This window comes from Faecalicatena fissicatena, assembly GCF_016900595.1.
In the GTDB taxonomy this organism is placed as follows: Bacteria; Bacillota; Clostridia; order Lachnospirales; family Lachnospiraceae; genus Claveliimonas; species Claveliimonas intestinigallinarum.
In genome coordinates this window covers 196,152-208,456 of record NZ_JACLYY010000001.1, presented here as the reverse complement: position 1 = coordinate 208,456, position 12,305 = coordinate 196,152, and the positions used below count along the sequence as shown (strand labels likewise).

Below are 12,305 nucleotides of genomic sequence, written 5' to 3'. Positions count from 1 at the left end.
GAGAGACGCTGCAAAAGATAATGCCGGTCACACAGGGAGCTTCTGTATTCACTGCCCCGCACGAGGGGCTTTTCTATTTCTGGAAATTGTTTGAGTAGGTGATCTGGTTGTCTATGTCCACGAACACAGCCTCCACATTATCAAGCTGATTGACAAGGGACAGCCCTTTCTCCGGCCCCAGCAAAAAGCAGGTGGTGCTCAGTGCATCCGCGGTGAGAGAGGAGTCCGTGATGATGGACACGCTGGCCAGGCCGTTGTTGCAGGGATACCCGGAAGCCGGATCCAGAATATGGTGATACAGGGTGCCGTCCTTCTCAAAATACCGCTGGTAGGTGCCCGACGTGACGATGGATTTGTCATCGATCCGGACAGAGGTGAGAGGGATACCGCTCTCGTCAAAGGGCTTCTGTATGCCGATGTGGAAGGGGGAGCCGTCCGGCTTGTCCCCTACTGCCAGCACATTTCCTCCCAGGTTGATGAGGGCGTGGTGGACACCTTCCCCCTTCAGGTAATCCTTCAGCCTGTCGGCTATGTATCCCTTGGCAACGGCGCCCAGATCCAGAGCGGCAGCCGGATCCTGCAGGGTGACGGTGTTGCCCTCCACCACTACCTTTTTGTAGTCCACGTGGGTCAGTGCCGCGGCGATGGCAGCCGTGTCCGGCGGGGCCGGATCCTCGGACTTGAAATCCCACAGACTGGACACAGCGCCGATGGTGATGTCAAAGGCCCCGTTCGACAGCTTGCCGTAGTAGAGTCCCTTTTTGATCAGGGTGGCCGTGTCCGGGGACACCTCCACCGGGTTGCCCTGGGCGCTGTTGATCATGGAGACCTCGCTCTCCCCGTTAGTCCGGGAGAACATGACGTCATATTTCTGACAGAGCTTCTGGCATCCGTCCAGAATATCCTGATCTCTTGAGTCGTAGATCTGTACGGAGATCACGCTGTCAAAAAGGGTATCCGTGTATGTCATAGGCCCGGAGGAGACTGCCGCGCAGCCGGATGCCAAAAAGACAGAGACTGCGGCGGCTCCCGCCAGGAACCGTATCTTTCGTAATTTCATAATTTTCCACCTCGTCTGTAAAATCGCGCCAAATTGCGCTTTTGCGCAATCATTATACCATAGCCACGGCAGGGGCCGCAACTGCTACCATACCCGAACATGCATCCGAACATGTGGTTGCACATCCCAAAACGATATGGTAGAATAGCAGATATAGTATTTAAGAGAAAGCGAAAGCAGTCATCATGAAAAAACATCTGAAGATAAAAGATATCATACTGGTCGTACTGATCCTTCTCGTGGCGGGGGGAGCCTGGCTTCTCCACGAGGTGCTGAAGGATGCGGGCAGCGGTGTGGCCGTGATCCGCGTGAACGGCGAGATCGAAGGCACCTACCCCTTGAGCGAGGACAGAGAGATCTCCATCAACGGAGGGACCAACATTCTACGGATCAGGAACGGAAAGGCCAAGATGATCGAGGCGGATTGTCCGGACCAGCTCTGTGTGAATCAGAGGGCCGTGTCCGCGGACAACGAGAGCATCATCTGTCTGCCAAATAAGGTGATCGTGGAGATCCAGTCCAGGCAGGAGAGCGAATACGATGCCGTCACGAATTAGGAGGTGCTGTCCTTGAAGACGAGAGTTGCCTATTTCGGAGTCTTCACAGCGCTGGCACTGATTTTCAGCTATGTGGAGTCCCTGATACCATTTCAGATCGGTATCCCCGGAGTGAAGCTGGGACTTGCCAATCTGATCATAGTGATCGCACTTTACAAGATGAGCCTCAGAGAGGCTTATCTTTTGTCTGTAACAAGAGTTGTCCTGGCTGGATTTATTTTCGGGAACTTGTTCAGCATCCTCTACAGTCTTGCCGGCGCGCTCCTCAGCCTGACTGTCATGGCCCTTCTGAAAAGGAACGGCGGCTTCAGCATACTTGGAGTCAGCATCGGCGGCGGCGTCATGCACAACGTGGGGCAGCTCATAGTAGCCATGTTTGTCGTCCAGACCTTCAGCGTATCCTACTATATTCCGGTCCTTCTCGTGGCCGGACTGCTCACCGGACTTGTCATCGGCATCGCCGCTGACGCCATGCTGATGAGGCTGAGAGGCATCACATTGAAATGAAAAGGAGTTAGATGATATGATTTCATATATACGGGGCGAGCTTGCCGCTGTGGAAGAGGACAGGGTCGTGGTGGAGGCCGGAGGCGTCGGGTACGGTATCTTCATGTCCGGCAGCGCCATAGGCCGGCTTCCCTCTGTCGGCAGCCAGGTAAAGATCCACACCTATTTCAGCGTGAAGGAGGACAGCATGCAGCTGTTCGGTTTCCTCACAAGAGACGATCTGGAGGTGTTCCGGCTCGTCATAGGGGTCAGCGGCATCGGCCCCAAGGGAGGACTGAACATTCTATCGCAGCTCACGCCGGATGAGCTGCGCTTTGCTGTGTTCTCCGGCGATGTGAAGGCCATCTCAGCCGCGCCCGGCATCGGAAAGAAGACCGCTGAGAAGCTGATCCTGGAGCTCAAAGACAAGCTGAAGCTGGAGGACGCTCTGGGCCATTCCCAGGAGGCAGACAGCGTGGCCGGAACCGGCGCTGTCCTGTCCGGATCCATCCAGAACGACGCGGTGCAGGCTCTTGTGGCTCTGGGCTATGGAAATACAGATGCCCTGAAGGCAGTGCGCCAGGTGGAGATCACAGAGGACATGCAGGTGGAGGACGTGCTGAAGAGGGCGCTGAAATTAATGATGTTCTAAAAGCAGGTAGAAGACATGACACGAAGAATTATCACAACAGAAAATCTGGAAGAAGATGTTAAGATAGAAAACAGTCTCCGGCCCCAGTATTTGAAGGATTACATTGGCCAGGAGAAGGCGAAGGCCACACTGAAGATTTATATCGAGGCTGCAAAGGCCAGGGGGGAGGCGCTGGACCACGTGCTCTTTTACGGCCCGCCTGGCCTTGGAAAGACGACTCTGGCAGGTATTATCGCCAATGAGATGAACGTTCATCTGAAGGTCACCTCCGGACCGGCCATCGAGAAGCCGGGGGAGATGGCCGCCATTTTGAACAATCTCCAGGAGGGGGATGTGCTTTTTGTGGATGAGATCCACAGACTGAACCGGCAGGTGGAGGAGGTGCTTTACCCGGCCATGGAGGACTACGCCATCGACATTGTCATCGGCAAAGGCGCTGGAGCCAGGTCGATCCGCCTGGACCTCCCCAAATTCACCCTCGTGGGAGCCACCACAAGGGCAGGCATGCTGACTGCCCCCTTGAGGGACCGCTTCGGAGTAGTCCACCACCTGGAATTTTACACGGTGTCGGAGCTGAAGACCATTATCATGAACTCCGCCTCTGTGCTGGGGGTGGAGATCGATGAGGCGGGAGCCATGGAGCTGGCCAGACGTTCCAGGGGGACGCCCCGTCTTGCCAACCGGCTTCTCAAGCGGGTGAGAGATTTTGCCCAGGTGAAATACGACGGCGTCATCACAAAGGAGGTAGCGGACTTTGCGCTGGACCTTCTGGACGTGGACAAGTACGGTCTGGACCATATTGACAGGAACATCCTTCTCACCATGATCGAGAAGTTCCAGGGCGGTCCGGTGGGACTTGACACACTGGCTGCCTCCATCGGGGAGGACGCGGGCACCATCGAGGATGTGTACGAGCCCTATCTCCTGAAGAACGGCTTTATACAGCGGACGCCAAGAGGGCGTGTGGTGACGGCCCTCAGCTATGAGCATCTGGGAATTTCACCTGAAAATATCGAAAAATAGTTGGTTTTTATATGTAAATAGTTTATAATGAATTGCAGGATAAACGTAAAAGGGCGGGAGGTCATTTATGGCATCATCAAAAAATTATACGGAAGTTCTCATAGGGGGCAAGGTATTCACATTGAGTGGATTTGAAAGCGAAGAGTATCTGCAGAGAGTGTCTACCTATCTGAACCATAAATTGGAAGAGTGTACGAACAGCGAGGGATACCGCAAGCAGAGCGCCGAGACCAGGAGCATCCTTCTCGCGCTGAACATTGCCGATGATTACTTCAAGGCAAAGAAGCAGGGCGGCACGCTGGAGAGCGATATCGAGGCAAAGGACAAAGAGATGTACGATCTGAAGCACGAGCTCATCTCCGTGCAGATTAAACTGGAGAACGCGGAGAAGACTCTGGATCGGATGAAGGAGGAGAACAGAGAGCTTCAGATGAAGATCGTCAAACTGGAAACAGAGATGAAGAACAATCAGAAAAAATAGGCTGTCATGGGACAGCCTTTTTAAATGGCGGATAAAAAGAGAGGAGGGACAGCTATGACGCATCCGAACCGATCGAAAAAAAGAGAACCCGGGCAGAAGGGCGGGCCTGTGGAAATCCTGGCTCCGGCCGGTTCTCTGGACATACTGAAGTGCGCCTTCGAGGCGGGGGCTGACGCGGTCTACGCGGGAGGCTCCTGCTTTGGAGCCAGGGCCTTTGCCACCAATTTTACCCAGGAGGAGCTCATGGAGGGGATTGACTATGCCCATATCCACGGGAAAAAGCTCTATCTGACGGTCAACACGCTGGTCAAGGAGAGAGAATTTGACCGGCTCTACCACTACCTTCTCCCCTTTTACCGGCAGGGGCTGGACGCGGTTATTGTCCAGGACATGGGAGTGATGGAATTTATAAGAGAAGAATTCCCCCTTCTTCCCATCCATGCCAGCACCCAGATGACTGTGACGAGCTCGGTCAGCGCATCCTTTCTTGAGGAGAGGGGCGTCACAAGGGTGGTCCCGGCAAGGGAGCTGTCTCTTGGGGAGATACGCCGGATCGCTGAGGGGACGGACCTGGAGATCGAGTGCTTTGTACACGGAGCCCTGTGCTACTGCTATTCCGGGCGCTGCCTCATGAGCAGCATGATCGGCGGCCGGAGCGGAAACCGGGGCCAGTGCGCCCAGCCCTGCCGTCTCCCCTGGAAGGCGGAGCAGGCAAAGAAAGAGCAGGATCTCTTAAGCCTGAAGGATCTTTGCGCCATCGAACTGATCCCGGAGCTGATCCGGGCCGGCATCACGTCCTTTAAGATCGAGGGCCGGATGAAGCAGCCCTCCTACGTGGAGACGGTCACCGCCATGTACCGCAGGTACACGGACCTCTGGGCTGCCCTGAACGGGGACAGGGAGCGCTTCCGGGTGTCGCGGGAGGACAAAAGAGCCCTCATGGAGGCCTACACGCGCCGGGGCTACACGGACGGCTACTACGCCCGCCACAACGGCAGGGAGATGCTGTCCCTGAGCCGTCCTGAGCCGGCGCAGGCGCAGAGGGAAGCTTCCCCCAAAAAGGGGAGAGAAAGACAATTGCAGGAAAAAATTAATGGGAAATTAATACTTTCCCCCGGAAAAAGTGCTACACTTACTTTATCTTCCGGCCCTGACGGAGAGATGACGGAGGTGACTGTCACAGGAGACACAGTGCAGGAGGCCCAGAGCAGGCCTTTAGCCAGGGAGCAGATCCTGAAGCAGCTCCGGAAGACAGGAAATACAGAATTCGTCTTTCAAAATCTGGAGATCTGCACAGAGGGAGACGTTTTTCTGCCTCTCCAGGCTCTCAACGCACTCCGGCGGGCGGGACTGGAAAAACTGAGTGACAGCATCACCGGCAGGTTCCGCAGGCCTGGCGGGACAGCAGCGGGGCTTTCAAATAGATCGGCTCTCTCCATCGGTAAGTCCCGGCAGGACAGGCCTCTGGGAGAAATTCCCCTCTTTGTCTCTGCCATGTCCGCGGAGCAGGCCATGTCCGCCCTTGCCTTCCCAGCCGTGAAAAGGATCTATCTTTCCGATACAGCCTGGGCCCGGGGAGAGGCGGATGAGTTCCTTGCGAAGGCCCGGCAGCGTCAGGTGGAGGTGTATGCCTCCATGGCGGAGATCTGCCGCCGTGAGGCGGAAGATTTCTACAGCAGAAATCTGGAGGCTATGGCCCGGGATTTTGACGGGGCTATGGTGAAAAATCTGGAAAGCCTTCTGCTTTTGAAAAGAGCGGGCTTTTCAAAGCCTGTGGATACCGGGGCTTCCGCCTACGCTTGGAACCGGAGAGCAGCCGCGTTCTGGAAGGAGCTGGGAGCCGGCTTTCTGGAGGCGCCCCTTGAGCTGAACGCCCAGGAGCTGAAGAGCCTGGAGGAAAGCCGGATGCTCCTGCCTGTGTACGGCTATCTCCCGGTCATGGTCAGCGCCGGCTGCATACGCAAGCACACAAAGGGATGTACCGGGAAGGCGGGCTGGACATCCATGACAGACCGGTACCACAAGAAATTTATGGTGCGCAGTGAGTGCCTTTACTGTTATAATGTGATATATAACACAGACCCTCTTGTGCTTTTGGGACAGAAGGAGGAGATTGAGCCTCTGGCGCCGGCGGCTCTCCTGTGCGGATTTACGTGGGAGAGCAAGGAGAAGACAAGAGAAGTGCTGGAGCAGTTCCGGAAGTGGCTTTCCACAGAGGAAGCGCCCCGGTGGGAGGGCGGCTTTACACGGGGCCATTTTAAAAGGGGAGTAAAGTAGGTGAAACTTTGGTAAATATTATAGTAGAGCTTTCGAAATATCTCATCATCATACTGATCATCATGTACACATACCTGTGCTTCACGATATTCGGCTATCACGATATGCAGAGGAAGCAGGCCATGCTGCGCAGACAGAATGTCCTTATGTTCCTCTTCCATCTGATCGCCTTCCTTGTGCTGTATCTGGAGATGGATGACATACGGATAGCGGGGCTGTACCTTGCCCAGGTAGTGCTCTTCGGGCTGACGATCCTTCTGTACACGAAGATCTATCCGAGAGTGTCGCGGCTTGTGGTCAACAATATGTGTATGCTCCTGTGTGTCGGCCTCGTGATGCTGACACGGCTGGACTACGGCACCGCCATGCGGCAGTTTGTCTTTGCGGCTGCGGGCATTGCCCTGAGCCTTGTGGTGCCTGTCATTATCCGAAAGGTGAAGGGCCTGGCGAAGCTTCGGAAGCTGTACGCCATCGCCGGTATGGCGTCCCTCGTGGTCGTGGCGGTGCTGGGACAGGTGTCCTACGGCGCCAAGCTTGGCTTTTCCATCGGCGGCATCAGCATCCAGCCATCGGAGCTGGTGAAAATTATTTTCGTATTCTATGTGGCCGCCAGCCTGAAGGAGTCCACCCAGTTTAAGAATGTGGTGATCACCACCATGATCGCGGCCCTCCACGTACTGATCCTTGTCATCTCCACGGACCTGGGAGCGGCCCTCATCATCTTTGTGGTGTATCTGGTCATGCTGTATGTGGCCACCAGGCAGCCCCTCTACATGCTGGCCGGGATCGGAGCGGGGGCCTGCGCCTCGGTGGCCGGGTATTACCTGTTCGCCCATGTGCGGACCCGCGTCAATGTGTGGAGAGACCCCTTTGGCACCTACGACAACGGAGGCTACCAGGTGGCCCAGTCGCTGTTTGCCATCGGTACCGGGAGCTGGTTCGGCATGGGGCTTTGTCAGGGCTCTCCGGAGAGCATCCCTGTGCGGGACTCGGACTTTATTTTCTCAGCCATCGCAGAGGAGCTGGGGCTTGTCTTTGCCCTCTGTCTCATCCTTATATTTGTGAGCTGCTACATCATGTTCCTGAACATTGCCATGCAGCTCCACAACCAGTTCTACAAGCTGGTGGCGCTGGGACTGGGAACTTGTTACATCTTTCAGGTGTTTCTGAATGTAGGCGGTGTGATCAAATTCATTCCGTCCACCGGCGTGACGCTGCCCCTTGTCAGCTACGGGGGGAGCTCCATGCTCAGCACGCTGATCATGTTTGCGATCATCCAGGGACTTTACATCTTAAGAGAGGACGAGGAAGAAAGCATTGAAAGAAGAAAAAAAGAACAGAAGCTACGAGCTCAGAAGAGAGGCAGAGCGCCAAAAGAAGCAGCAGGAAAAAGCCTCCATGAGCCGTCAGGGCAAAAAAGAGTTAAAACAGCGGGAAAAGAAAGAAAAAAAGAAAAAGCGGGAAGCAAACAAAGAGTTCGCTAGGGTGACCTATGCCTTTGTGGCTCTCTTCCTTGTGCTGATGGTCTACATCGGCTACTTCAATATTGTGGAGAGCAAGGATATCATAAACAGTCCCTACAACCCCAGGCTGGACTCCATGGCGGACCGGGTGGTGCGGGGCAGCATCCTGGACAAGGACGGAAATGTGCTGGCCTCCACTCAGACAGCAGAAGACGGCAGCGAATACCGCAGCTATCCCTACGGCAGCCTCTACGCCCATGTGGTTGGCTACGATACCCAGGGGAAATCCGGGCTGGAGTCCACGGAAAACTTTGAGCTCCTAACATCCAACGCTTTTTTCCTGGAGAAGCTGCGCAATGAGTTCCAGGATGAGAAAAATATGGGAGACACGGTGGTGACTACCCTGGATACAAGCCTCCAGCAGGCAGCCTACAATGCCCTTGGCGACAACAAGGGGGCTGTGGTGATCCTGGAGCCAACAACCGGGAAGATCCTGACCATGCTCTCCAAACCGGACTTTGACCCCAACACAGTGGAGCAGAACTGGGACGCCCTGAACAGCGATCCGGACAGCCGTCTTTTAAACCGGGCCATCCAGGGACAGTACGCGCCTGGCTCCACCTTCAAGATCGTGACCGCTCTGGAGTACATGCGGGAGCACGCGGACTACGGCAGCTACTCCTACACCTGCAACGGCTCCATTACCTACGATGGAGTGACCATTCCCTGCGCGGGAGGACAGGTCCACGGAACCGTCAGTCTGGCGGACTCCTTCGCCTACTCCTGCAACTCATCCTTCTGCAACATCGGCCTGTCGCTGGATATTTCCAGCTACCGGGGCACAGCCAGGGATCTGCTCTTCAACAAGAGCCTTCCGGGAAACGATATCTCCCCGGTCAAGAGCAGCTTTTCCCTGAAGAGCGGCGCCTCTGCCTCAGACCGGATGATGACAGCCATGGGACAGGGGGAGACCCAGGTCAGCCCCTACCATATGGCCCTCATCACCTCTGCCATCGCAAACGGGGGCAATCTGATGCGCCCCTACCTGGTGGAGCAGGTGACCAACTATACAGGCTCCATTGTCAGAGAGGCGTCTCCTGACAGCTACGGGTCTCTCATGACCTCCCAGGAGGCGGCCCAGCTGAAGGAGTACATGCAGGATGTGACAGATTACGGTACGGGCTCCGTATTCTCTGGCTCAGGCTACAGCGTGGCCGGCAAGACCGGAACCGCCGAGTACGCGGACGGGGACTCCTCCAAAAACCACTCCTGGTTCGTGGGATTTTCAGATGTAGACAACCCCGAGCTCGCTATCTGTGTGATCGTGGAGCAGTCCGACGGAGGCACAAGGGCGGTAGATGTTGCAAAAGAGATCCTGGACAGCTATTATTATAATCAGTAGGAAGAGGGCTTGTTTACCATGAAATTCGCAAGGCATCTGTATCTGTCAGAAGGGATGGAAAAAAAGAAGAGAAAAGTGATGCACCGGCTGCGCCGCGGGAAGCTTCAGGTGCCGGTGTATCTCATCGCCCTGTGCGATTACGGGCAGGAGAGGCTGGAGATCCTCTCCTCCGCGGAGCTTCTGCAGAAGGGCTACCCATCCCAGGGGCTGCTCGTCGCGGGCATAGCCGGAGACTACGATGACGCTCTGGAGCTGGTGCGCAGGATCGCCCAGGAGACCTTTGACGCCCTCATGGGAACAGATCTGTGCGGATACATACACCACAGGGAACAGGAAGAGTAATATGCTTCACATTTTATTATTGATCTTAAAAATTGCAGGCATCATATTGGCAGCTATACTGGGCATACTCATATTAGCGCTCCTTATCGTCCTCTTTGTGCCCTTCTGTTACCAGGGCGCCGCAAAGTGGGACGGCGGGCAGAGAGACCTGCGGGCCCAGGGGCGGATCAGCTGGCTGCTCGGCCTGGTTGAGCTGCGGTTTGTGCTCCGGGACGGAAATGCCTCTGTAAAGGGCCGGATCGCCTGGAAGAAGCTGGGCGGAGCGCGGGCCAAGGGCCGGGAGTCTGAGCCGGAAGCGGCGGAAGAGGAAAAGGCGGAAGAGGAAAGGCCGGTAAAGGATGAGAGCAGGGACCGGCAGAAGGAGGAAAAGCATGAAGAAGAACGTGAAAAGGATCAGCAGGGAGCTGAGAAAGCTGAAGAAGCGCCAGAGGCAGTTCCGGCGCCTGCAAAGGCAGCTGCGCAGGCTGAGAAAGCGCATGAAGAAGGGCATGAGGCGCATGGGGAAAAAGGGCTGGAGAGAGGCGCCCGGATTGAAAAAGACGCTGCGCATGATGAAAAAGAGGGCGCCCAGGCTGACAGGGGGCACAGTAAGCTCCGCCGGACAGCTGAAAAAATATGCCGGCGCCTTCGGCAGATCATTAAAAAGATAAAATGTACTTTTAAGAAGATCTGTGATAAAATAAATCTGATTACTGAAAAAAAAGAACAGATTGCAGCGTTTTTAAGCAACGAGACCCATAAAAAAGCGTTTGATGTCGTGAAAAAGGAATGTATCCGCCTTCTCGGGAGCGTCCTGCCCAAACAGTTCAGCCTGTCCGCGCGTTTCGGCTTTGAAGACCCATACCACACGGGACAGCTGCTGGCAGGAATTGCCGTGCTCTACCCCTTTCTCCCGGGAGACGTCCGGGTGGAGCCTGATTTTGAGGAGCGGATCTTTCGGGGAAAAGCCGTGCTGCGGGGACGGCTGTATGTGGCAAGCCTTGTCTTTGCGGCTTTTCAGGTGCTGCGGCGCAGAGCGGTGAGAGAGACCTACCGGGATATACGGGGATTGTTGCGGGCGAAAGCGTAAAAATACAGGAGGTTAACGAATATGGCTGACAATAATTTCAAAGGGACTGTGGAGGCGCTGTTTCACGGAATGGACGCGGTCATCTCTTCCAGGACAGTAGTGGGGGACGCCATCCATATCAATGACACCATCATCCTTCCCCTTGTGGATGTATCCTTCGCCGTGGGGGCCGGCGCCTTTAACGGGGACAAGAGCGGTGAGAAGAAGGAGAAGGGGGCGGGAGGCCTGGGCGGCAGGATGACTCCAAGCGCTGTCCTTGTCATCCAGAACGGCACCACGAGACTGGTGAATATCAAAAACCAGGATACCATCACCAAGCTCCTGGACATGGTGCCCGACGTGCTGGACCGCTTTACCGCAAAGGGAAACGGAAAGATGTCAGAGGACGATCTGAACGATATCCTGGACGAGGCGGAAGAGGAGAAAAAGTAACTGTCCGGGTTCTGAACGGCGGCGGGAGCGAATAAGCATAGAAGGAAGAAGCCTTGCGGAAGGGGCGGTGCCCTTATGAAACGGGTGGCTGGCTTTGCCTTGTTCTGGATTGCTGTCGGGGTGCTGATCAGTATCTGGCTTCCCAATATGTTTGTGGAAGTACTGTGCATTATCCTGTGTCTGCTGGCGGCATATGAGCTGTTTTTTTGCTGCAGGGACGATAAATGAGAAATATTTTGGAAAATCAAAAAGAAATGCTTGCATTTTGAAAATTCTTCTGATAGAATATCATTGTTGCGAGTCTGGAGAACGGACTTATTATGAGCGTTAGGAGGTGCAGTCATGGCGAAATGTGCTATTTGCGAAAAGGGTGCTCACTTTGGAAACAGTGTCAGCCACTCTCATAGAAAGACACCGAAAATGTGGAAATCAAACGTAAAATCTGTGCGTGTAAAAACAGAGAGCGGAGCAAAGAGAATGTATGTATGTACTTCTTGCTTAAAATCCGGCAAAGTAGAGCGTGCTTAATCAGCGAGTAAGAAAGAGGGCTAATTTCCCCATATAGACGTGGGAAGTTAGTCTTTTTTTGTTGTAAAACAATGGAAAACAGAGTATAATATTTTTGTTAAGCAGACTTTTAAGAAAGTATGAAAATAGAACATTGGAGGGAATTATATGAAGGGAAGCATGAGCACAGATCTTGGTATCATAACAGTAAATCCTGAAGTGATCGCGAAATATGCGGGTACTGTTGCCGTTGAGTGCTTCGGCATCGTCGGCATGGCGGCTGTCAATATGAAGGACGGTCTTGTCAGGCTGCTGAAAAAGGACAGCCTCACCCACGGCATCCAGGTTACCATATCGGATGACAACCGGATCACCATCGATTTCCATGTGATCGTGTCCTACGGCGTGAGCATCTCTGCTGTCACGGATAACCTGATCAGCAATGTAAAGTACAGGGTGGAAGAATTTTCCGGTATGCCGGTGGATAAAATCAATATCTACATCGAAGGCGTCAGAGTCATCGATTAGTTAAGGAGGACTTTTAAGTGGCTACA

Annotated in this window: 15 protein-coding genes; 14 read left to right on the top strand and 1 reads right to left on the bottom strand. The window is 54.6% G+C overall.

Going from position 1 to position 12,305, the window contains the following annotated elements; translation table 11 throughout:
* Nucleotides 1–73: 73 nt before the first annotated feature.
* On the bottom strand, nucleotides 74–1,060 hold the full coding sequence (locus H7U36_RS01085) for an FAD:protein FMN transferase (protein WP_191428119.1): 987 nt from the start codon (nucleotides 1,058–1,060) through the stop codon (nucleotides 74–76).
* Nucleotides 1,061–1,245: 185 nt separating this feature from the next.
* On the opposite strand from H7U36_RS01085, the gene H7U36_RS01080 reads away from it, so the two are divergent.
* From H7U36_RS01080 to H7U36_RS01015, 14 genes are all read left to right on the top strand, one after another.
* The gene (locus H7U36_RS01080; RefSeq protein ID WP_205147558.1) at nucleotides 1,246–1,617 is read left to right on the top strand and encodes a NusG domain II-containing protein; all 372 of its coding nucleotides are present in this window, start codon (nucleotides 1,246–1,248) and stop codon (nucleotides 1,615–1,617) included.
* 12 nt (nucleotides 1,618–1,629) lie between these two features.
* Complete coding sequence (locus tag H7U36_RS01075; RefSeq protein WP_205147559.1) at nucleotides 1,630–2,124, top strand: Gx transporter family protein; 495 nt, start codon at nucleotides 1,630–1,632, stop codon at nucleotides 2,122–2,124.
* A gap of 16 nt (nucleotides 2,125–2,140) precedes the next feature.
* Nucleotides 2,141–2,755, top strand: coding sequence for a Holliday junction branch migration protein RuvA (gene ruvA / locus H7U36_RS01070; protein ID WP_205147560.1), 615 nt, complete (start codon nucleotides 2,141–2,143; stop codon nucleotides 2,753–2,755).
* Between the two features lie 15 nt (nucleotides 2,756–2,770).
* Complete coding sequence (gene ruvB / locus H7U36_RS01065; RefSeq protein ID WP_033125220.1) at nucleotides 2,771–3,778, top strand: Holliday junction branch migration DNA helicase RuvB; 1,008 nt, start codon at nucleotides 2,771–2,773, stop codon at nucleotides 3,776–3,778.
* A gap of 67 nt (nucleotides 3,779–3,845) precedes the next feature.
* The gene (zapA, locus tag H7U36_RS01060; RefSeq protein WP_033125221.1) at nucleotides 3,846–4,259 is read left to right on the top strand and encodes a cell division protein ZapA; all 414 of its coding nucleotides are present in this window, start codon (nucleotides 3,846–3,848) and stop codon (nucleotides 4,257–4,259) included.
* Nucleotides 4,260–4,313: 54 nt separating this feature from the next.
* Nucleotides 4,314–6,536, top strand: a complete 2,223-nt coding sequence (locus H7U36_RS01055) for a U32 family peptidase (protein ID WP_205155608.1) — start codon at nucleotides 4,314–4,316, stop codon at nucleotides 6,534–6,536.
* Between the two features lie 8 nt (nucleotides 6,537–6,544).
* Nucleotides 6,545–8,020, top strand: a complete 1,476-nt coding sequence (locus tag H7U36_RS01050) for an FtsW/RodA/SpoVE family cell cycle protein (protein ID WP_205155607.1) — start codon at nucleotides 6,545–6,547, stop codon at nucleotides 8,018–8,020.
* Between the two features lie 37 nt (nucleotides 8,021–8,057).
* The gene (locus tag H7U36_RS01045; protein WP_243425686.1) at nucleotides 8,058–9,401 is read left to right on the top strand and encodes a peptidoglycan D,D-transpeptidase FtsI family protein; all 1,344 of its coding nucleotides are present in this window, start codon (nucleotides 8,058–8,060) and stop codon (nucleotides 9,399–9,401) included.
* An 18-nt stretch (nucleotides 9,402–9,419) separates the two neighbouring features.
* Entirely contained in the window at nucleotides 9,420–9,743 is a 324-nt protein-coding gene (locus tag H7U36_RS01040; protein WP_033125223.1) for a hypothetical protein, read from the top strand.
* A gap of 19 nt (nucleotides 9,744–9,762) precedes the next feature.
* Entirely contained in the window at nucleotides 9,763–10,812 is a 1,050-nt protein-coding gene (locus H7U36_RS01035) for a DUF2953 domain-containing protein (protein ID WP_205155606.1), read from the top strand.
* A gap of 21 nt (nucleotides 10,813–10,833) precedes the next feature.
* A complete protein-coding gene (locus H7U36_RS01030) occupies nucleotides 10,834–11,244 on the top strand; it encodes a GerW family sporulation protein (RefSeq protein ID WP_138303157.1) in 411 nt (136 codons plus the stop codon).
* A 75-nt stretch (nucleotides 11,245–11,319) separates the two neighbouring features.
* A complete protein-coding gene (locus H7U36_RS01025; RefSeq protein WP_171031513.1) occupies nucleotides 11,320–11,472 on the top strand; it encodes a hypothetical protein in 153 nt (50 codons plus the stop codon).
* A 114-nt stretch (nucleotides 11,473–11,586) separates the two neighbouring features.
* Nucleotides 11,587–11,772: a 50S ribosomal protein L28 gene (gene rpmB, locus H7U36_RS01020; protein WP_076777440.1), complete on the top strand. Its 186-nt coding sequence runs from the start codon at nucleotides 11,587–11,589 to the stop codon at nucleotides 11,770–11,772.
* 147 nt (nucleotides 11,773–11,919) lie between these two features.
* Nucleotides 11,920–12,279, top strand: coding sequence for an Asp23/Gls24 family envelope stress response protein (locus H7U36_RS01015; protein WP_033125226.1), 360 nt, complete (start codon nucleotides 11,920–11,922; stop codon nucleotides 12,277–12,279).
* The last annotated feature ends 26 nt before the right edge of the window (nucleotides 12,280–12,305 follow it).

Excerpts from the sequence above, each read along its gene's own strand:
- H7U36_RS01085 (WP_191428119.1), bottom strand. The coding sequence starts at position 1,060 with ATGAAATTACGAAAGATACGGTTCCTGGCGGGAGCCGCCGCAGTCTCT.
- H7U36_RS01080 (WP_205147558.1), top strand. The coding sequence starts at position 1,246 with ATGAAAAAACATCTGAAGATAAAAGATATCATACTGGTCGTACTGATC.
- ruvA (WP_205147560.1), top strand. The coding sequence starts at position 2,141 with ATGATTTCATATATACGGGGCGAGCTTGCCGCTGTGGAAGAGGACAGG.
- ruvB (WP_033125220.1), top strand. The coding sequence starts at position 2,771 with ATGACACGAAGAATTATCACAACAGAAAATCTGGAAGAAGATGTTAAG.
- zapA (WP_033125221.1), top strand. The coding sequence starts at position 3,846 with ATGGCATCATCAAAAAATTATACGGAAGTTCTCATAGGGGGCAAGGTA.
- H7U36_RS01055 (WP_205155608.1), top strand. The coding sequence starts at position 4,314 with ATGACGCATCCGAACCGATCGAAAAAAAGAGAACCCGGGCAGAAGGGC.
- H7U36_RS01045 (WP_243425686.1), top strand. The coding sequence starts at position 8,058 with ATGGTCTACATCGGCTACTTCAATATTGTGGAGAGCAAGGATATCATA.
- H7U36_RS01040 (WP_033125223.1), top strand. The coding sequence starts at position 9,420 with ATGAAATTCGCAAGGCATCTGTATCTGTCAGAAGGGATGGAAAAAAAG.
- H7U36_RS01030 (WP_138303157.1), top strand. The coding sequence starts at position 10,834 with ATGGCTGACAATAATTTCAAAGGGACTGTGGAGGCGCTGTTTCACGGA.
- H7U36_RS01025 (WP_171031513.1), top strand. The coding sequence starts at position 11,320 with ATGAAACGGGTGGCTGGCTTTGCCTTGTTCTGGATTGCTGTCGGGGTG.
- rpmB (WP_076777440.1), top strand. The coding sequence starts at position 11,587 with ATGGCGAAATGTGCTATTTGCGAAAAGGGTGCTCACTTTGGAAACAGT.
- H7U36_RS01015 (WP_033125226.1), top strand. The coding sequence starts at position 11,920 with ATGAAGGGAAGCATGAGCACAGATCTTGGTATCATAACAGTAAATCCT.